Source organism: Nostoc sp. (assembly GCF_036916575.1).
Classification (GTDB): Bacteria; Cyanobacteriota; Cyanobacteriia; order Cyanobacteriales; family Nostocaceae; genus Nostoc.
This window is the reverse complement of record NZ_JBALGC010000134.1, coordinates 1-19,405: the sequence shown is the minus strand read 5'-3', so window position 1 is coordinate 19,405 and position 19,405 is coordinate 1. Positions and strand designations below refer to the sequence as shown.

The window sequence follows — 19,405 nt, the reverse complement described above, 5'->3', positions numbered from 1 at the left end:
CTAATACTTATGTCATCTATCATACCAATCTCCCTGCTTACTACTATACTCAGTCTTTATCAAGTTTATATTAAGCTAATGCTGGAAACTCAGACTGGTTCTTGGTTCTACGCAATTCTAAATATAATAATAAAGCATTTATATCCGCTGGGTTTACACCACCTATACGTGCAGCTTGACCAAGAGTGAGTGGTTTTACCTGAGTCAGCTTTTCCCGTGCCTCTTTAGAAAGAGTATCAATTGTTGTGTAATCCAAATCTCCAGGTAAGTGGCGGTGCGCTTGGCGGGCAATTTGGTCAATCTGATTTTGTTGCCTAGCGAGATAGCCTGAATACTTGATGTCAATTTCTGCGCCTTCTTTCTCGGCACGGTTGAGGTTGGGGTTATCCAGTCCGAACCTGTCGAGGTCAACGTAATGGAATCCCGGACGCCGCAGCAAGTCATTCAGGGTAATTGAACCTTTAATTAATTGCTGGGTATTAGATGTGATCGCTATGCCTATTTCATCATGTTCTTTGACTCGTGTGGCTTGCAATCTTTGTTTTTCTGTGGTAATATTGGCTTGCTTTTGGGTAAATAGATCCCAGCGGCGATCGTCAATTAAACCAATTTCTCGTCCCAAAGGTGTCAGGCGTTGGTCGGCATTGTCAGAACGCAATATCAATCGGTACTCTGACCTACTGGTAAGCATCCGATAAGGTTCCCGCAGGTCTTTTGTACACAGGTCATCAACTAGCGTCCCGATGTAACTTTGCTCGCGGGCAAAGACAATCATTTCTTGAGAGCGAACAAATCGAGCGGCGTTAATTCCCGCCACAAGCCCTTGGGCTGCGGCTTCTTCATAACCTGTGGTGCCGTTAATCTGCCCAGCACAAAACAGCCCAGCAATCTTCTTGGTCATCAGTGTGGGGAAACACTGAGTTGCTGGTAAATAGTCATATTCCACAGCATACGCCGGACGGAGCATCACAGATTTTTCCAAACCGGGGAGAGTCCGCAACATATGCAGTTGCAAATTTTCTGGTAACCCTGTAGAAAACCCTTGGATATAAAGTTCCGGTATATCCCTTCCTTCTGGTTCAATAAAGATTTGATGGCTTTCCTTATCGGCAAAGCGCACAATTTTATCTTCAATACTGGGACAATAACGCGGCCCTTTGGCTTCCACCCAACCGCCATAAACTGGCGACAGCTGCAAATTATCCTGAATCAGGCGATGGGTTTCGGCGGTTGTGCGGGTGATGTAGCAAGGCATCTGTTCCCGTTCTACCCACACATCCGGGTCAAAACTAAACCAGCGCACATCTTCATCCCCTGGCTGGATGAGCATTTTCCTATAATCCACCGATCGCTTATCTACCCGGGCTGGAGTTCCAGTTTTGAGTCTTCCGGTTTCAAATCCCAGGCGATTTAAGGTTTGTGTCAATCCTTCAGCCGCAAATTCCCCAGCCCGTCCGGCTGGCATTGATTTGTTACCAACCCAAATTTTGCCTCCTAGGAAAGTACCAGTTGTTAAGATGACTGCTTTACATTGGAACCCTACACCAAAATAAGTTTCAACACCGATGACTTCATCGTTAGCACCCAGCACCAAGTCTGTTGCCATACTTTCGCGGATTGTCAAGTTTTCTTGGTTCTCGACAATATTTTTCATCTCCGCTGCATATTCGCGCTTATCCGTCTGGGCGCGTAATGCCCAAACAGCAGGCCCCCGTGAAGAGTTGAGGATACGTTTTTGCAGGTAAGTGCGGTCTGCTACTTTACCAATTTCTCCGCCGAGTGCATCGACCTCATGGGTTAACTGAGATTTGGCTGGGCCACCCACTGCTGGGTTACAAGGTTGCCAAGCGATTTTATCCAAGTTGAGCGTCAATAGCAGGGTACGACAACCGAGGCGTGCAGAGGCGAGAGCTGCTTCGCAACCGGAGTGACCTGCACCGACGACTATGACATCAAAAGCGTCTTGAAATTCAACGGAATTGTGCATGGTCATATTTACAGGATCGGCAAGCTTAGAGTTCTTTTCAATTTTAACTGTTCCAGTGGTTTCATGGATGTATCTTTCTGATAATAAAGTTATCAATTTTACTATAAATAAAAGACTAATTGGGGTAAGTTATAATCAAATTTATGGCTTTTTATTTGGATTAGTTTATTTTTTGTAGGTATAAATATGAAAATCAACAAAATAACCTTTTATGACCTCACACAAAATCGTTGTATTGAAACTTGGTTCTTAGGAAATACAAAAATTTACTCAAGGCAACCCCAAAGTGAACCATTATTAGATTATACGCGTTATTATGATATTTCAGTTAATTGCCCAGAGCTAATGGGTAAGTATGATAAATTCAACACTCATGCTCAGTTTCATGAAGCTTATTTAAAAGAATTATTTAGAGCGAAAAATATTAACTATTCTAAAAAAAATCTGGTGATGTACTGAAGCTATATTACTTAGAAAAATTATTAAAAAGGATTGAAGATAAAAAATCCCACTTACCTAGTTTTCAAAATTTTATAAAGTTTTGTAATATGATTAAATCTAAATTAACTCCTTAATTGATTAATGAAAAAAATTTTAAAAAAGATAAAATTTATTACTATAGTTATGTTCATAATTTTCACATTAGTAGCCAGTAATGAGATTACCCATAACCAATTGGGTAGAACTGCCCAACCATTAAACGGATGCTTGAGTACTGATTCATTACCTTGTACAAATGGCTCAAAAGAGACAATATCAGAACCATTTCTTCCCAACCCAGAATTAAATGAGCAACAGCGTTTTTTATCTGCGATCGCTAGGAAGTTACCTACAATTCCCCAGCCTGGTACTTATGAATATACTTTGCTGCGAACATATGGTGCAGTTTTTGTAAATCAAGATGTCGGGATTAAACTGCCGCAAAAAGATATCTTTGCTAATGAACAAGAAACCCAAGAGTTTCAAGCTACTTTAACAATGGGTCATGTTGATGGCACTAACGACTGTTACTTACAAAAATCGGCGGCTGATGCTTTAAATAAAGCGCGAATCCAACAACATATCCCGCTAAAATCTGGTTATGGTTCTGGTGATTGTACTCGCACTTTCAACACGAATTTAAGATTTTGGCACAAATATGCTAACAATAAAATTTTGGCAAAAGTTCAACAGGGCAGAGAAACAAAAATTCTCGGTTTGGTTGCACCTCCTGGAACTTCACAACATCTCTGGGGATTAGCAATTGATTTACGCGTATCTAATCAAGAACAGAGAAAAGCTCTTAATCAAAATGGTTGGTTTCAAACTGTAGAAAACGATATTCCACATTGGACTTATATAGGTTTATCTGAAGAGAATTTACCTCTGTTTGGATTTAAGAAACAAGCTATTAGGGGCATTAATTATTGGATTACACCACTATAATTGTTAGATAGCATGAAAACTTGGGAATACTAATCTTAAATATGTATTGTCAGGGATTTAGCTATGCCAAACGAAGCTGCTAACCAGGAGCAAAGCTTCCTGATCGAATTATTAAAAGCAACTTATCAGAATCAGGAAATATATCCAATTCTGCAACATAACTCAAGTAAAATAAATGATAACTTAGCTTTAATATTGCGAAAATGGGTAAGCGAGCGCTTTGCAAAAGAACCTGCCAACGCTATTAATTTAGCTAGAGTTATTGTCAAACTAAGTAAAATTATTCAAGGGTTTGAACAAGGTAACTTTGCAAGTAATTTGGAAATTGCGATCGCAGGTTATGAAACTGACTCTAGCAGTCACTTCAAAGAGATTGTAGTAGCTGGTAAACCTTAAGTTAGTTATAATACCGTCGTTTAGCTTGCGGGTGTAGACAATGATATATGGGCTTGTCTTAAACGATTTAATCTTCGCAGGCGATCGCTATTGGTTTGTTCACTTCAAATTACCTTTAGTGAAAAGAATTAAAAAAAGGGTTAAAGGGCAAAGTAAAAATAAAATCTCATCTCTTTGCCTTAGCCTTTTCCCAACTTATGCAAGAAATTTCATGCTTTTTTTTAGAGGACTTAATGAGACTTTTGCTAGGGCGTAGACGCGGCAATCAATATAGATATAGTCCCTCTAGTTTAAGCAAAATATTAAAATGTTAAAAACTGATACAGTGATTGTTTGAAGATACCAGTTTCCAACTTTTCAGCAACCAGCTTGGACATATTCATGATTGAGCAGTTCTTGCACTCAACGCCCTCAATAAGTTACTTCACTTCACTGGGTTCAAATTTAGTCACCCTACCTTTCTTAATCGCTACAATCACATCGTAGTACGCACAGTAAGAGAATGTAACATTATTGGCTTTGTTATAAAGGTTAACTACGTGACCTGCACCACCTGCCTGGATACTGATTGGCTCCAAGTCACCAAAAAAGAAACGACGCAGTTGATCACCACTACCAATCTGACCCTTACTCTTAGTAAGCAAGTCTAGTTTCTGTGCTACAGACATTTCTTCGGCTGCTGATGCCTGCACTAATGACGGATTGATCACCTTTAATGGTGCGTCCCAAACTGTGAAAAAACCAACCAAAGCAATACTTGTAAGTAGGGGTGCAAGTTTCATTTGTTACTCTCTTCTTTGTTTTATCCTGAACATCCCAAGCATCTCAGGTGGAAGTGAGAGCTTATTGAAACTCAGCCATTATTTTCATGAATTTATCCCTTGAGAAATTTAGTTAATTCTCAGCATTTTCTTAGGCAATCATAGTTGCTCAAAGTCACAGCAGAACTTAAGGATTTTCTCAACAAAACCTCATTCAGAACTGGATGACGACAACTTAATATAATGAGCAATGCTTTCATTGCTGTGGTGTTATTGTGACTAGACCCAAAAGACCACATCGTCTAATCCATAGAATTTCCGGACAAACATATCTCTGGCTAGCAATGCTAATTTTTGCAGCGTCTGGCGCAGTTACCCGCAAGCTAACAGAAATTGGTGCTCAACACTTCATAGGCGCTCGCAATCCAATTTCTTTTTGTAATGTTTTATTCGTAGGAAACCTTTGCGCCTTGATACTTCTAATCCTAATCTATGGGCAACAGTGGAACAAAGCGACTTTGAAGCAACTCTCAAGTCAAGATTGGGTCAGTCTTACAGCTGTAGCTATTTTATCGGGAGCGCTGGCCCCTGGCTTAATTTTCCAAGCACTTGCACTCACAGGGGTAAACAATGTCATTTTGGTGGGACGCTTGGAACCACCTCTAACTCTGGCTTTATCAGTCTGGTTCTTGAGGGAACGAATAAATATTTGGGAATTTATCGGAGCGATCGCTGCTTTTGTTGGCGTTATCCTAACTATTATCCTTCAGCCTCCAACAGAAGCCATGATGAACATGGGAGGTTTCAGTTTCGGCATAGGGGAACTTTTGGCAGCAGCAGGATCTGTAGCTGTAGCCGCTTCTACGATTATTGGTAAAAAATACCTTTCGCAGATACCTTTGGGAATCTATAGCATTTTTCGGACTGCACTAGGAACCGTAATCTTTTTCTTCCTTGCTTTAGTCCTCTATGGCAGCGAGCATTTTGTTGATGTCCTCTCACCGTTCTTGTGGCAATGGATGTTTTTGTATGGTGGATTGATTGTGGTAGTAGGTCAGTCTTTTTGGATTAAAGGCTTGAAAACTTCCACTGTATCTATGGCTTCCTTAGTTAACTCATTTAGCCCAGTTGTGGGTATCCTAGCAGCTTATTTAATTTTAGGTGAAGCTCCTACCCTACCTCAATATATTGGTGGTAGCTTGATTTTAGTAGGCATATTCTTGAGCCAAGTTGGTATTTGGCGTCAGACTTCTAGGATTGCGTCTGCTAAGGTGAGTTCTACTCAAGCGCAGCAACAGCTAGAAATTGGTATGGGATTCAAGGGGATTTGAAACCCGGATTTCTCACAAGTGAGAAAAAATCATTAGCATTAGCAAAAATTAAAATAATTTAATTGATACATCTCAAAATAAGATTTAAAAGCAGGATACCTTAACGTGAAAGGCGAAGAAGAAAAGATAAATAAAAGACAACACAAATGAACTGTTCCGGTATACAATCTGTTTTCTGAGGGGTCATGCTTAAAACTGCTAGAATTTATGTGCAATAGACATTTTGGCAGTTTTTGACTCCTCTTTTCTCCGGTTTTATGAGAAATCCGGGCAACGTATAATATTACTAGGCGCAGAATGTGGCTTGAAAATTTGTAAGTGAGGAAAAATGGCAGAGGTATATGACAACATAGCTGAACAGTTTAAAAAATTTCACTCGATGCTGCTGATTCAGTATGTGATCACCTATACATACTTTCATCTGCTTGGAGATGTAACAGAGAAATCAATCCTCGATCTAGCTTGCGGAGAAGGATTTTACACGAGGTTGCTCAAACAGAATGGAGCTGCACGCCTAGTGGGTGTGGATATTTCTTCAGAAATGATCAAACTAGCAAGACAGGAAGAAGAGAAAGAACCAAAAGGAATTGAGTATATTATCGCTGATGTCGCGGAAATTGGCTTTATTGACAACTTTGATCTTGTCGTTGCCTCCTTTGTTCTGAATTATGCCTCAACAAAAGAGCAACTACTCAAAATGTGTCAGACCATATATGCTAATTTGAAACCAGGCAGTCGGTTTGTCACATTGAACAATAATCTAGAGTTGCTTCCAGATTTCTATCATAAAAATGAAAAATATGGTTTTGCTAAAAGCTGCGCCAGCTCGCTTCAGGAAGGTATTCCCTTAACCATAACATTGATATTTTCCTCGGACAGCGAAAAAGTCAGCTTTGACAACTACTACCTTAGCAAAGCAACGTATGAATGGGCTTTGAGAAGTGTTGGTTTTAAAGATATCCGCTGGCACCATCCAGTAGTCTCTCCCGAAGGTGTGCAGAAGTATGGTGAGGATTTCTGGCAAGATGCTATTGACTATCCTTTTGCGCTAGGCATTACCTGTCTAAAATAGCTATCAACACAGGTCAAGGCATTTATCCTGTTGCAATTTTGGAGTCAGAGTGGCTATTGTGGGTACTTAAGTTTACATTTATTCACCGTGCTACTTCTTCCACCTAGATTTCTCATCACATCTCGATTTGCCTGCGCTTGTGCAAGGGAGCAGGGGAGCAGAGGAGAGTTATTGTAACAAGTTCTTTCCTCTGTGCCCCTCTGCACCTCTGCCCCTTCTTCGCCTCAAGCTTGTGAGAAATGGGAGGAAAGAGGTGGAAGAATTTTATATTTTAGATTTTGGACTTCGGCAACTCTTAGAGACGTTGCGCGTAGCTTGCTTCTCCGTAGGAGTACGCTCAGTCGAACGATTTTGGATTGAACAATCTAAAATTGCATGGGTAGGGGACAGAAGGGAAGAAAGCTTATGTCCTAAGCCTTTGCGTTATTTCTAACTGTGCAGTTATTATTGCCTTGCGGCACTATTATGTCAAAATGAAAATACCCGATACCTCAAGGTGAGCGATCGCTCCCAAAGCTAGATTAAAGGATTGACCTGAGCAATGGCAGACGAAACCAATCACAATCAAGCGGGAGAGATAGCTCCCAGCACTGTTGACAAGCAAGCTCCCAGTGTAGCTGAAGAACACGCTCCTAGTACAGATTCACCCGAAGCCACAGATATTCTTACTGCCAACGCGCCAGATCCTAAAGCCGCAAACCCCGAAGATAATCCCAATGCTGCTAAACCAGCTGCTGTACCACCCAAGCGAGAAAAACCCGCAGCCGCAGCTAAAGCCGCAGCAAAGGAAGAAAAACCCGCAGCCGCCGCAGCAACAGGAGAAAAACCAGCCGCCGCAGCTAAAGCCGCAGCAGGCGAAAAACCCGCAGCAACAGGAGAAAAACCAGCCGCCGCAGCTAAAGCCGCCAAAAAGGAAAAAGTCCCAGCTGTTGAAGATAAGCCATTTGTAGAGTTCATCGAGCAAAACTACTTGCCAGCTATACAAAAAGCGATCGCTCAAAAAGGCGTGCAAGATTTACAGGTGTCTTTTGCCAAGCAGAAGGTGCCAATCACTGGCTTTGAATCTGCTGAAGAATGCTGGCAAATTATCGGCAGTTGGAAAGAAATCGGTCTGCGTCAGTTTAACCTGTATTTCCCGGAAGAAGATATTCAAGGGAAAAAGGGATTTTCCTGCAATGAAGGTAAAAAACCTAGCACTCTTGAGTCATTCTTAATCGATGAGCGTAGAGTTACACTCGATTTATTAGTATTTGGCTTAGTTCAGCGCTTGGACGGCCAAAAGTGGTTAGGTATAAATTAGTCATTGGTTATTCGTCATTAGTCTTTGGTTTTTGACAAAAACAAATGACTAATGACAGTTGTTTAAAGTTCGTGGAAATGGTAAGTAACGGCTCCTGTATTGGGGTCGTTATCAATTTTCACATAATCTGATTTGTACATCTCATTGAGAGTAGCTTCCACTTCGGCAAAGCTGGCTCCCGTGAACTTTACCCCTTGAGTGACAGTTAAAATACCACCTCTGCTTTCCGCTGCTTCGATCAGTTTCGTCATCAGTTGGTTGCCTATTGGGCGGTGAACTTGAGAGGCAACCACTGCTTGATTTAACGGCACACCAAAGGGAGATACACCCGCTTTTAGTCTTAGCTTGTATTCGTATTCGTCAATCATACCGGGCATGATGAACAAATCCACGAACTGCCCTATACCAAACACACCACCGGTCAACAGCCACAACAACCCAGTCCCGATCTTGCCATTATAGAAACGGTGCAGTCCTCCTAATCCGAAAAAGACTGCTGCACACAAGATGTAAGAGACAATAAGTCGGTCTTTATGCTGATTGTTTTCAAGATTCATCTTGTTTTCAACCCTTTGGATTTGCTCTTGTTATTTCAGATAGCTTTTATACCAAGTATAAACAGTTAGACTTACATTTGTACCTGGCAATTTTTGTAGGTGGGCATTGCTGTTTACTCAAACTCTGATTTGAGGTAGTGGGCAATGTCTAACCTAAAGTTATTGATAATGGTGCAAGATATTACTAGATTCATTAAAAATTTTTAAGTAATTATGCTAATCATAGATTGTTAATTTTAAGATGAGCAACGTATTGATAAAACCGTATTAATTTATTCTAGTAACAACTACAGAAAATTACTGAGATAGCAGTGCTTTGAGAAGACAAGAGGAGCGTACTACTCCACTTGAACGAAACAATGCTGCTCACTGAACTACGTTTATTTAACTACCAATCTGCAATTTTTGATTCCGCAAACATAGAATTATTGTTGCAACTCTTAATGTTTCGCTTACTAGTTTGTAACCCGCACCTTGGTAGACTGAACTTTATACAATTCGATTATTGTGGGCTGTTACGCCTTACCAGAGCATTACCCTTGGCTTTCTGGTGAAGCAGTAGCTCAAAGGGGGTTTCCCCTATAAGGAACTGCATCACCCGAAGGGTCTACTTAAGATAATAAAGACGAAAGAGCAATCAAGACATGGTAGATTCCCTCAAAAAACCAGGCTTTGAAGAAATCCGGCCAGGGATTAAAGTCCCGGCAAAAGAAACCCTGTTAACACCTCGGTTTTATACTACCGATTTTGATGAAATGGCGCGGATGGATATCTCTGTCAACGAAGACGAGTTAAGAGCCATTCTCGAAGAGTTTCGCACTGACTATAACCGCCATCACTTTGTTCGGGATGCCGAGTTTGAACAATCCTGGGATCATATTGACGGGGAAACTCGCCGATTGTTCGTTGAGTTTCTAGAACGTTCCTGTACGGCAGAGTTTTCCGGCTTTTTACTGTATAAAGAACTTGGTCGTCGCTTGAAAGGCAAAAGCCCCGTCTTGGCTGAGTGCTTTAACCTGATGTCACGGGATGAAGCGCGTCACGCTGGCTTTTTGAACAAAGCGATGTCGGACTTTAATCTGTCCCTAGATTTAGGGTTTTTGACTAAGAGCCGCAATTATACCTTCTTTAAGCCAAAATTCATCTTCTACGCCACTTATCTTTCTGAAAAAATTGGTTATTGGCGCTATATCACCATTTATCGCCACTTAGAAGCACATCCCGAAGACCGGATTTATCCAATCTTCCGGTTCTTTGAGAACTGGTGTCAAGATGAAAACCGTCACGGCGATTTCTTTGATGCGATCATGAAATCCCAGCCGCAAATATTGAATGATTGGAAAGCACGGCTGTGGAGTCGGTTCTTCCTGTTATCTGTGTTTGCGACAATGTATCTCAATGACATCCAACGCAAGGACTTTTATGCCAGCCTTGGACTGGATGCGCGAGAATACGATATCCATGTTATTCAGAAGACTAACGAAAACGCAGGTAGGGTGTTCCCGCTGATGTTGGATGTAAAGAATCCAGAGTTTTATCAGCGGTTGGATACTTGTATAAGCAATAATCAAAAGCTGAGTGCGATCGCTAACTCTAACACTCCCAAATTCCTGCAATTCTTCCAGAAACTGCCGCATTACATCTCCAATGGCTGGCAGTTATTGCGGTTGTATCTGATAAAGCCAATTGATACTATTTCTGCTCAAGGGGCAGTTCGTTAAGTTATAACAGGTTTGCGAAAGCTTCTGTGGTTCTGCTAATTGCAGAGCCACTTTTTTTGTCAAAAATAATACCATAAGGTGTACTACTCGTCAATAGGCATAGGCAGTTGGCAGCAACTCTAAATTTGGCTCTCTAAGAGGAATTGGCTGGATAAATGGGGTCAAATTCATCTAGCATAAATGAAATCAAATGCCGCCACGAGTCAAAAATAAAGTAGGTAGTTAAGGTATGCAAATCATTGAAAAATCGTTTGCGGCTATCCATTTAGAATATGACCTCTTTCTTGGTTAGCGATAAAATCCATACGATAAAATCTATGTATGTTTTAGTTTTCTAAAAACTGTGGAATCACCAACTTATAAGCTATTAGCTGATTTTTATATTTCGTCGCATAGCTTGATTTTTTAACGCCGACTTACTTATAGCCCTCGTAATTTTCTTCTTGGAGGGCATTTTATTGCTTAATTGCCCCAAAGGGTTGAAATTACGTTATCTCTTGCTCAAGTTATGGTTTAGAATTTTACTCATTTTTTAGTTCAAAGCATATTTAAGCAGTTGGCTGTTCAGCCTATTTAAAACTCACATCAGGCGTAGGCTGTAACAATTTACAACTGTCTTACAACAAGTTGTACCTGCTCTGTTGTCCATTTGTCACTAGGATAAGCTGCCGCACTAATATTTCTGTTTGGGGGTCGTTCATCAGCAACAGCCGCTAATAATTCTTCTAGAGGATTATTTGCTCTGTTTAGCTGTATTCCTTTACGAGGTTTATCTAAAGCTGGTAATTCTAGCCAACGGAAATTAGTTGCACCAACAGTTGCAAAAACTTTGAGAATATCCACACCTTCTTCATACCCTTCTGGAAGGTTTGTATGTATACGGACTAATTTTTCCTGTCCTGAGTCTAGGGGTTCAAAATAAGCTGCCCCCTCTGGGTGTAGCTGGAAGATACTCCAATCAGGCTGAATTGCCATTACGGTAATATTGAGAACTTGGGAGGATTGATTACGGATACGTAAGACTGCGTATTCATCAACATCGAGGTTGGGAAGGTTGCCATTCGTATTAAATGGTAATAGTTCATTACGACTTTCTCCTGCTTGGCATAACTCGACTTGCAGCTTTCCTACTAAAGAAGACAACGGGTCGTTATTTTCAAGCTGTAAAGTTGCTTGATACTTTGACAGATGTACCAAGCGATTGACTACACTACTGGCAGCATTCGGCGCACCTATTTTCAACGAGGGTCGCAAATTAATTGGTTCTCCACCTGCATCAAGGATTTCATACTCACCTTGTCCATTCACAGACACCTGATAGCTAACAGGTTCATCACTAGGTTCATCAAAAGACAAAAATTCTAACCAGGCATTACCCTGTACTGTTTCCTTAGTATTTTTGACTGCTGTCAACGCTGCTGTAACATCTATACCTTCAGGTAACCGATTCTCTGCTGGAGGTAACAAGCGTACCTTACGGACAAGCTTGACACCCGGATACAGCAATAAGGCGGGAGCGCCATCTTGAATGATTCCTTCACTCAGAGTTCTCGGAGGCTGAACGATTGAACGAATCGTACCTTGAGCATTGTCTTCAACCAGAAGTTTTGTAATCTCAGCCCACGATTCTTCTGCACGCACTTCTACAATCTTTACCAGTGCAACTCGCTTGTTAATCTGAGTAAAATCAGTTGTGCCTAATTCGTAAACTGCAAACTCTGCGCCTTTACGCAAACCTTGGGCAACCCCTGCTTGCAACAGCACCCAATTTTTGGCTACATCTACTCGCTTAACGATGACAGCAGACTGGGAAGTTATAGATTGACCGCTGAAAACAATGCGATGCCCCTCGCCTTGCAGCATGGGTGTTTGTCGTTCAAACTGGCTGTTTACCTTGGCAAGAATGCGGTCATGAAGTACTTTATAAGTAACTTCATTTCCCAGCTTTTGCAGAGAGTCTAGCAGCCAATAGGTCAGTGCGCCGTTACGTTCTGTGCCATTGAAAGCATATTCATAGGCATACTCATTATCCCGACAAGCAGCCAATAAAACATAACCTTTAGGTTCAGGCAACCAACCACTGGTGACGGTAACATTGCGAGTCTTTTGTTGTCCCTGTGTTAACATGAGCCAGTTTTGCATCAACTCCTCAGCCGATGCTATCAGGCTTGCTTGAGGACGTGGCGTTGTATCTATAACGTTCTTGTTCAAACCGCGAATCCCAGCGTCATTTACTCCTCCTCTTGTTGCTCCTCCAGAATGACAGCTATCTAGTACCACTGTGACAATTAACCCCTTATCCACCATATTTTGTAGAAGTTTTGCTATCTCCAGGTCGCGAATATATCGAGCTTCTGAGTTGCCAATATCTGTGGGAACAAGTGTTTCATCTACACCGTAGTTTCCCTTAAGTTCTGGATAAATTGTTGCTGCACGTCCACCATGACCAGAGTAGTGAATGTATACCTGGTCTTGAGGTTGAGCTAAATCAGTAAGTTCCTTAAATTTGACTACGATATTTTCATAGGTTGGTAACTGCTCCGCAGGTTCTTTTGGCTCGTTGGAACCATCAAAGTTAGAAGCCGTTAATTTAAAAATCTGTGCTTCGGGTATTTGCAGCGTATTTTGTAGGAAAGATTCTACATGGTTAATATCGCGCACGCACCCCTGAAGGCTATTGTAGGAAGAACCCGACGGCAATGTGTTCGGTAGATATAAATCAATCCCTATTAATAAAGCAAAGAATTTAGAGGTAGATGTTGCATTTCCTTGAATTAGTCCATTTAGCATACATTAAATAATTTTATAATTATTTTAAAAAGATATCAGTAAATAAGATTTTACTGGTGGTGTTATTGAGAATCTATAAGACTAAAGTTTGATTTTTGTTGAGTAATTTATTCTTTGGAAGTCCCTCAGCATCAAGGTATTCTAACCAATCAGACAAAGCTGTACCCCTACCGCTCAACCTCTTGTCAATTCTTAAATTTAGAATTGCTGACTAGGAACGAGGAACTGGGAAATTATCTCACTTTATGATTGCAGGCGCACAGATACACTACCTGCATGGGCAGGTAAACCTTCTGCTTGTGCTAACGTCACGGCTGCTTTGCCGAGTGTCTGTAATGCTTTTTGATTGCATTCCAAATAAGTAATCCGCTTGAGAAAGTCATAGACACTCAAGCCAGAGGCAAATCGGGCAGAACGTGCAGTAGGCAGTACATGGTTGGGTCCTCCTAAGTAATCGCCAATTGCTTCTGGGGTATAACGTCCTAGAAACACGCTACCAGCACACTTAATTTGATTGGCAAGCAATTGTGGGTTATCTGTGCACAATTCCACATGTTCTGGAGCTAGTTGATTTAGCAGTGGTATACTTTCTGTCAAATCGCTGACAATAATCACGGCTGCATAATTTTGCCAACTAGCATTGGCGACTTCTTTGGTGGGTAGGTTAGCGAGAATTTGCTCAACCGCCGCTATTACTTGCCCAGCAAAAATTTCCGAATCAGTAATCAAAATTGACTGGGCGCTAGGATCGTGTTCTGCTTGTGATAGCAAATCCCAGGCAATCCAGTCTGGGTTATTATGTTGGTCGGCTACCACCAGAATTTCTGAAGGCCCGGCGATGCTGTCAATGCCAACAGTGCCAAATACTTGACGTTTAGCTTCAGCAACATAAGCATTACCAGGGCCGACAATTTTATCTACAGGGGCAATACTTTCTGTACCATAGGCTAATGCTGCGATCGCTTGCGCCCCACCAATGCTGTAAATTTCCGTGACACCAGCTATTTGGGCAGCTGCGAATACAGCAGAATTAATCTCACCGTTAGGTATCGGTACTGTCATAACGATTCGTTCCACGCCGACAATCTTAGCCGGTAGGGCGTTCATCAGTAAAGAACTAGGATAGCTGGCACGTCCTCCAGGTACATAAATTCCCACTTGAGATAGCGATATCCAATTTAATCCCAGTTTTACCCCGGCTGTATCGGTGTAGCTAATATCTTGCGGTAGTTGTTTTTCATGGAAAGCCACAATCCTTTCAGCAGCAAGTTCCAGCGCCGCTTTGACATCAGCAGGACATTGTACAGCGTGTTCGGCAATAAAGGTTTCACTCAGATGCAAAGACTGGGGATTGTAGCGATCAAAGCGGCTAGTATAGTCTTTGAGAGCGGCATCACCCCGCACTTTGACATCAGCTAGAATCTCACGTACTGTCCCACTAACATCAACTGTAGCTTCCCGGCGATCGCTAACAAGGGTTTTGAATTTACTAGAAAAATCTTTGTCGGTAGTTTGAAGCAGCTGCATAGACAGTATCTTGCAAGCGGTGGATTCTCTAAGTACTTTAACATGAGTTCGACGGGTTGAAAAAATTCAGGACTTACGCAAAATACCTCTCAAACTCTCATTCTTCCGTGTCTTCTGCGTCTGGAGCAGTAGCCTGCGGCAAGTCGGTTTGCGTCTACGTTAACAAATTGACTACAAAGAGTTTTAACCTTAACCCAAGCGTATTGGTATATGTAGTTTTGCTGTGGACAAACATATGACAGACTGATCGAACGGAATTGGAATTATCAGACAAAAACCAACTCTAGTTTCAACCTTTGAACTGCTAGTAAAAGCAATTACACCGAGTTAAGCTGATTTTTCCATTCTGATTACATCTGGGGTAAATACTTGGTGCTTGGCTGCTTCTGCCTCGTAACATTTGAGAATCAGTGATGTCAGCTTATCAAAATCACTGACAGAGGAAATAATTACTTTTGATGCGGCATCCCCCAGAGAAGCTGTTATTTCCTGCACTTCAAAATTTGAAGCTAGAGACTTTACTTCATCTACACTTAGCCGAGTAATAAAACTTTTTTTCTGCGAAGAAAGATATAGTCTCAGAAACCACCAAGTACTTTTGCCAAGATTGATACCAAAGTATGAAGCAGTATCCTTGTATTGAAGTTCAAATTTGTAACTCCTTGAGGTTTGCGTAATTGCTTTAATTTTTTCAAAAGCTTCGATTTATTCGGCAGTTGTTACTACTTTTGATTCTTGAGATTCTTTTTGTTTCTCCTCTTCTTCAATCTCTTGTTCTACTTCTACTTCAACAGGCTGAGTTATTTCTTGACTAAGTGAGCGAGTCATTAACTCTACTAAACTTTACTGTATCGACTTTTTAACAATTGGTTTGAATTTATCAATAAATTTACCAGTAATTCGACCTTTAATTTCATAATTAGGGGCAAGTGTACCGAGTTCAGTCACTAAAAAACGAACAAATTCTTCAGAAGGAGAACGTAAAAGATTTCCTAGAAGCTGAGTCATACCTTTTACATAAACCATTTCCTCAGCATGGTTGGTAATAGCTGTAAACTCAAAATTATCACGGTGAAAAAATTTGAGGTTTTCAATATCTTTGGTATCATATTCCAGGATGTTAAAAGTAAAAAATGGCTCTTTGTCCATGACATTTTTATCATGCAAATCTGTAAAGAAACGGTACTCAACCCCATTAGTCACAATAGCTACTTTTGTTGTCAAAAGTCCATTAAAATAGCGGCTCAGTTGCCCATCATGTGCTTCAGCTTTTTGACCACGGGCTTTTGCCTCTACGAGCATAACTATATTATTGTTAATAGCTAAGGCGTAATCTACCTTTTCAAACTGCCCTGCTTTTTTAATAGCAAAATCTGCCACGTATTCCGGCATTATTTCACTAGGGTCATAGACATCGTAGCCAATAGCACTCAAAAAAGGAACAATCAGTGCCATTTTAGTAGCTTCTTCGCCAACAACTTGGTCAGCCCGCTTACGAACTTGTTCAGACAGCTTGGTAATATCTTCAGTGAATCCCATCTTATTTGCTCCTGGTAGATTAGTGAGTATTAATACAATATTTTTTGTAAAATAGGAGCGATTGCAAGGTGATATGGTAGATTTAAATTGAAAGTGTTAGCGCGATCGCCTTGCTGATCACTCCTATAAAAGTATTCCCAAATAAGTACTAGCCTGTAATACTCATAACCTGTTCATAAGTGCAATGGCATTGGTAATAAATAAGAATAAATCAGAATGATTTTTGATAAAGCCTTAGTTTATAGCAGTTCTCAAAAGAAAAATGCTCAAGCTAATTATTCAAGCCCCCGGATGAATCCGTGGGGCCTTTAATGGAAGCTAACTTGTCGCCGCTGCTTTGTTACCATTCTGGTTGCCATTCACGCTGGTAATAAATGACGGTTGCTGTGAAATAGAAACTGGTGACTCGCCTCGCAGTCCCTTGTGACGCTGGTTCTTAGGAACACCTCCCGCCATGCCGTACTCCACACTGCTTTTACCATATTGAGTAGCAACTCCTAACAGCATATGCTCTGCCATATCTGCCAACTCGCGCTCTGTTTCGAGCATTTCATAGTACAACTTATCGAGGTTGGAAAGGGCAGTATTGTATAAATTCTCTCTATTTCGCATCGTCTCGATTAGGGTAGAAAAGGCAGGTAGCGTCAGTCCATTGCCTACATTTAAATTCGGATCAATTGAGTTAATGCCAGCAGCACGACGCGCTGCTTTTTCTAATACCTGAGAGGTTCTTTTTCTCCGAGCCATGATCTGAACCTTGTAATCTAATACGGTTAATATTCTTTACTTTAAAAAACTTCCGTATTGATCAGCTTGAGAGAACTCCGGCAATTCTGCAATGATTTTGTTACATAGCGATGGTTTTCATGAATGCGCGATATACCGAAATCAGAAAGCAATCAAGCTTTTGAGAAAGCAATATGCCTTTTTGCTTGCTAAATCTACTGAAATCAGAAAGCAATCAAGCATTTTAAGAAAGCAATATGCCTTTTTGCTTGCTAAATCTACCGAAATGAATACGCGATATACCGAAATCAGAAAGCAATCAAGCATTTTGAGAAAGCAATATGCCTTTTTGTTTGCTAAATCTACTGAAATCAGAAAGCAATCAAGCATTTTGAGAAAGCAATATGCCTTTTTGCTTGCTAAATCTACTGAAATCAGAAAGCAATATGCTTGATTGCTTATTAAAATCGACCTAGTTTATCATTGAAATCCATTTGCGGGTTTGACTTGTTTGGGTTGCGATTGTGAAAATGAGTCTGACTCGCTACGATCGCATTAGAAATTTATTGCATTTTGAGTATGGCAAAGCAGGACGCTCCACTCACCGGAGAAGCGCTAATTAAAGAAGTCTGTCGGCGGATTCGGGTAGCCCGCAGCTATTGGGATGCTCACAATAACGCTGCGTGTCGGGGTGAGCGCGATCGCGCATTAGTCCTTTACAATACACTGAGCAAGGAACAAAAGGAGCAGATTCCGCAAGTGTTGCGGGTGTGGCTGCGCTATCGCAGTGAGAAGTATTTTGGCGCACACCGAACACCGCCCAAATCGGCACGAAAATCAAAATAGTCCTTATTAGGGCAACACCTCGCCGTTGATATGCCAAAAGATACTTGTGTTGTTGATTTATCTAGATATTTTTGACTGTATATGTATATTTCTGAAGGTTTTACCCATTCATTTTAGTTTATTAGTTAATTTGCCAAATATGGATAGTGCTATCCTCATTGCTACTAGCGAGGGTTTTACCATCTGGGCTAAGAGCAAGTCCTAAAACGGAACTAGAACTATCCTCAAAGGTGTGCAACAATTTCAAAGTTTCTAAGCTCCACAGTTTAATACTGCCATCAAAATTGCCGCAGATTAGAGTTTTTCCATCCGGGCTAACGGTAAGAGATTCAACTGAACTAAAATTGTCAGGAAACTCATGCAGCAGTTTTCCAGTTTGAAGATTCCATAACTTCAGGGTGCTAATTGCACGATTTCGAGAAACTAACTGACCAAAACTGCCAGTGACCAGCTTTTTGCTATCTGGAGTAATAGCAATAGCATCAACTGCGGTTTTGTGTCCTTTGAGAATATGGCGTGTTTTTTTAGTTTGCAGTTCAATCAGCCTAATTGTATTGTCATCGCCACCCCCAGTACTCACAAGGGTTTGCATATCAGGGCTAATTGCAACCTTACTCACAAAGTCTGAGTGTGCAGCAATGGTATTAAGCTGCTTTAGCGTGTGTAAATCCCAAAGCTTAATTGTATGATCATCACTGCCACTAGCAATTAATCTACCATTTGAACTAATAGCAACGGTTTCTACTGGCAGCGTATGTCCACTTTCGATGTTAAGCATTAATTGAGTGCGTAAATCCCAAACCTTCATTGTTGGGGTGGTTATCCCACCACTTACAATCCGCTTGCCATCTGGACTAATAGCAATTGAAGTAACACCATCTGAGTGAGCATCTAAACTACGCAGCAATTTTCCAGTCCGGAGATTCCAGAATTTAATAGTATCATCTCTACCTCCACTGATCAGGGTTTGCCCATCCGGGCTAATCACAACTGCTGGAACACCAAAAGTCACTTTTTTATGCTCAGTCAGTGTGTGAACAAGTTGAATATGTGATTGCGACTGAGTAATTGTACTCCTGTGAATGGGAGGATTTGAACTGGAAGAATGGACATCAATGACAATCACAGTGATGTTTACTGCAATAGCTAAGGCTGTAATAGCTGATTTGGATTTGAGGAAATTCAATAATTTCATGGCAGTTAGGAACGCAATTATATAACAGGGTTCCCATTTGATCGGGTGCGATCGCCACCGGAAAGGGCGGGTACGCCATCGCACTCTGTGTAGTCAAATAAAAGCGATCGCTCTGTTCACTATTGCTACCTGCCACTGCTAGGGCGTGTCATCAATTAGATAAACTGGAGTCAGTGATGCTTGGGATTCAGCAAATAGAGAAATAATGACTCGACGTTATGCGCTGCGAGAT

At 41.1% G+C, this 19,405-nt stretch carries 20 protein-coding genes; 9 read left to right on the top strand and 11 right to left on the bottom strand.

The window, feature by feature from the left end; all coding sequences use genetic code 11:
• Window positions 1-70: 70 nt before the first annotated feature.
• Complete coding sequence (gene mnmG / locus V7L29_RS29925; protein WP_334737808.1) at window positions 71-1,993, bottom strand: tRNA uridine-5-carboxymethylaminomethyl(34) synthesis enzyme MnmG; 1,923 nt, start codon at window positions 1,991-1,993, stop codon at window positions 71-73.
• A gap of 180 nt (window positions 1,994-2,173) precedes the next feature.
• Between mnmG and V7L29_RS29920 the strand changes: the two genes are divergently transcribed.
• The 3 genes from V7L29_RS29920 (at window position 2,174) to V7L29_RS29910 (ending at window position 3,808) form a co-directional block, all read left to right on the top strand.
• Window positions 2,174-2,446, top strand: a complete 273-nt coding sequence (locus V7L29_RS29920; RefSeq protein ID WP_334737779.1) for a hypothetical protein — start codon at window positions 2,174-2,176, stop codon at window positions 2,444-2,446.
• Between the two features lie 123 nt (window positions 2,447-2,569).
• Window positions 2,570-3,412 carry a D-alanyl-D-alanine carboxypeptidase family protein gene (locus tag V7L29_RS29915; RefSeq protein ID WP_334737778.1) on the top strand — a complete coding sequence of 281 codons (843 nt, stop codon included), beginning with the start codon at window positions 2,570-2,572 and terminating at the stop codon, window positions 3,410-3,412.
• Window positions 3,413-3,475: 63 nt separating this feature from the next.
• Window positions 3,476-3,808, top strand: a complete 333-nt coding sequence (locus V7L29_RS29910) for a hypothetical protein (RefSeq protein WP_334737777.1) — start codon at window positions 3,476-3,478, stop codon at window positions 3,806-3,808.
• A 419-nt stretch (window positions 3,809-4,227) separates the two neighbouring features.
• On the opposite strand, the gene V7L29_RS29905 is transcribed toward V7L29_RS29910, so the two are convergent.
• Window positions 4,228-4,590 (bottom strand): hypothetical protein, encoded by a 363-nt coding sequence (locus tag V7L29_RS29905; RefSeq protein WP_334737776.1) that lies wholly within the window; start codon window positions 4,588-4,590, stop codon window positions 4,228-4,230.
• A 254-nt stretch (window positions 4,591-4,844) separates the two neighbouring features.
• Between V7L29_RS29905 and V7L29_RS29900 the strand changes: the two genes are divergently transcribed.
• From V7L29_RS29900 to V7L29_RS29890, 3 genes are all read left to right on the top strand, one after another.
• Window positions 4,845-5,900, top strand: a complete 1,056-nt coding sequence (locus V7L29_RS29900) for a DMT family transporter (protein ID WP_334737775.1) — start codon at window positions 4,845-4,847, stop codon at window positions 5,898-5,900.
• Window positions 5,901-6,228: 328 nt separating this feature from the next.
• Window positions 6,229-6,972, top strand: a complete 744-nt coding sequence (locus V7L29_RS29895) for a class I SAM-dependent methyltransferase (protein ID WP_334737774.1) — start codon at window positions 6,229-6,231, stop codon at window positions 6,970-6,972.
• 541 nt (window positions 6,973-7,513) lie between these two features.
• Window positions 7,514-8,272: a DUF2996 domain-containing protein gene (locus V7L29_RS29890; RefSeq protein WP_334737773.1), complete on the top strand. Its 759-nt coding sequence runs from the start codon at window positions 7,514-7,516 to the stop codon at window positions 8,270-8,272.
• A 62-nt stretch (window positions 8,273-8,334) separates the two neighbouring features.
• On the opposite strand, the gene V7L29_RS29885 is transcribed toward V7L29_RS29890, so the two are convergent.
• Window positions 8,335-8,829, bottom strand: coding sequence for a TM2 domain-containing protein (locus tag V7L29_RS29885; protein ID WP_334737772.1), 495 nt, complete (start codon window positions 8,827-8,829; stop codon window positions 8,335-8,337).
• A gap of 644 nt (window positions 8,830-9,473) precedes the next feature.
• Here V7L29_RS29885 and acsF point away from each other — a divergent pair.
• Window positions 9,474-10,550: a magnesium-protoporphyrin IX monomethyl ester (oxidative) cyclase gene (gene acsF / locus V7L29_RS29880; RefSeq protein ID WP_334737771.1), complete on the top strand. Its 1,077-nt coding sequence runs from the start codon at window positions 9,474-9,476 to the stop codon at window positions 10,548-10,550.
• Window positions 10,551-10,683: 133 nt separating this feature from the next.
• Here acsF and V7L29_RS29875 read toward each other — a convergent pair whose 3' ends face one another.
• From V7L29_RS29875 to V7L29_RS29845, 7 genes are all read right to left on the bottom strand, one after another.
• On the bottom strand, window positions 10,684-10,815 hold the full coding sequence (locus tag V7L29_RS29875) for a hypothetical protein (protein ID WP_334737770.1): 132 nt from the start codon (window positions 10,813-10,815) through the stop codon (window positions 10,684-10,686).
• Between the two features lie 341 nt (window positions 10,816-11,156).
• Window positions 11,157-13,340 carry a caspase family protein gene (locus V7L29_RS29870; RefSeq protein ID WP_334737769.1) on the bottom strand — a complete coding sequence of 728 codons (2,184 nt, stop codon included), beginning with the start codon at window positions 13,338-13,340 and terminating at the stop codon, window positions 11,157-11,159.
• 243 nt (window positions 13,341-13,583) lie between these two features.
• Window positions 13,584-14,867 carry a histidinol dehydrogenase gene (gene hisD / locus V7L29_RS29865; RefSeq protein WP_334737768.1) on the bottom strand — a complete coding sequence of 428 codons (1,284 nt, stop codon included), beginning with the start codon at window positions 14,865-14,867 and terminating at the stop codon, window positions 13,584-13,586.
• Window positions 14,868-15,194: 327 nt separating this feature from the next.
• Window positions 15,195-15,362: a hypothetical protein gene (locus tag V7L29_RS29860; protein ID WP_334737767.1), complete on the bottom strand. Its 168-nt coding sequence runs from the start codon at window positions 15,360-15,362 to the stop codon at window positions 15,195-15,197.
• Window positions 15,363-15,572: 210 nt separating this feature from the next.
• Window positions 15,573-15,695: a hypothetical protein gene (locus V7L29_RS29855; RefSeq protein WP_334737766.1), complete on the bottom strand. Its 123-nt coding sequence runs from the start codon at window positions 15,693-15,695 to the stop codon at window positions 15,573-15,575.
• A 15-nt stretch (window positions 15,696-15,710) separates the two neighbouring features.
• Entirely contained in the window at window positions 15,711-16,406 is a 696-nt protein-coding gene (locus tag V7L29_RS29850) for a type I restriction endonuclease (RefSeq protein WP_334737765.1), read from the bottom strand.
• Between the two features lie 318 nt (window positions 16,407-16,724).
• Window positions 16,725-17,153 (bottom strand): hypothetical protein, encoded by a 429-nt coding sequence (locus V7L29_RS29845; protein ID WP_334737764.1) that lies wholly within the window; start codon window positions 17,151-17,153, stop codon window positions 16,725-16,727.
• Between the two features lie 160 nt (window positions 17,154-17,313).
• Between V7L29_RS29845 and V7L29_RS29840 the strand changes: the two genes are divergently transcribed.
• Together V7L29_RS29840 and V7L29_RS29835 are read left to right on the top strand one after the other, a co-directional pair.
• Window positions 17,314-17,586 (top strand): hypothetical protein, encoded by a 273-nt coding sequence (locus tag V7L29_RS29840; RefSeq protein WP_334737763.1) that lies wholly within the window; start codon window positions 17,314-17,316, stop codon window positions 17,584-17,586.
• A gap of 125 nt (window positions 17,587-17,711) precedes the next feature.
• On the top strand, window positions 17,712-17,978 hold the full coding sequence (locus V7L29_RS29835; RefSeq protein ID WP_334737762.1) for a Precorrin-3B methylase: 267 nt from the start codon (window positions 17,712-17,714) through the stop codon (window positions 17,976-17,978).
• A 121-nt stretch (window positions 17,979-18,099) separates the two neighbouring features.
• Here the strand turns inward: V7L29_RS29835 and V7L29_RS29830 are convergent, their stop codons facing one another.
• Window positions 18,100-19,173 carry a WD40 repeat domain-containing protein gene (locus V7L29_RS29830; protein WP_334688842.1) on the bottom strand — a complete coding sequence of 358 codons (1,074 nt, stop codon included), beginning with the start codon at window positions 19,171-19,173 and terminating at the stop codon, window positions 18,100-18,102.
• Between the last annotated feature and the right edge of the window lie 232 nt (window positions 19,174-19,405).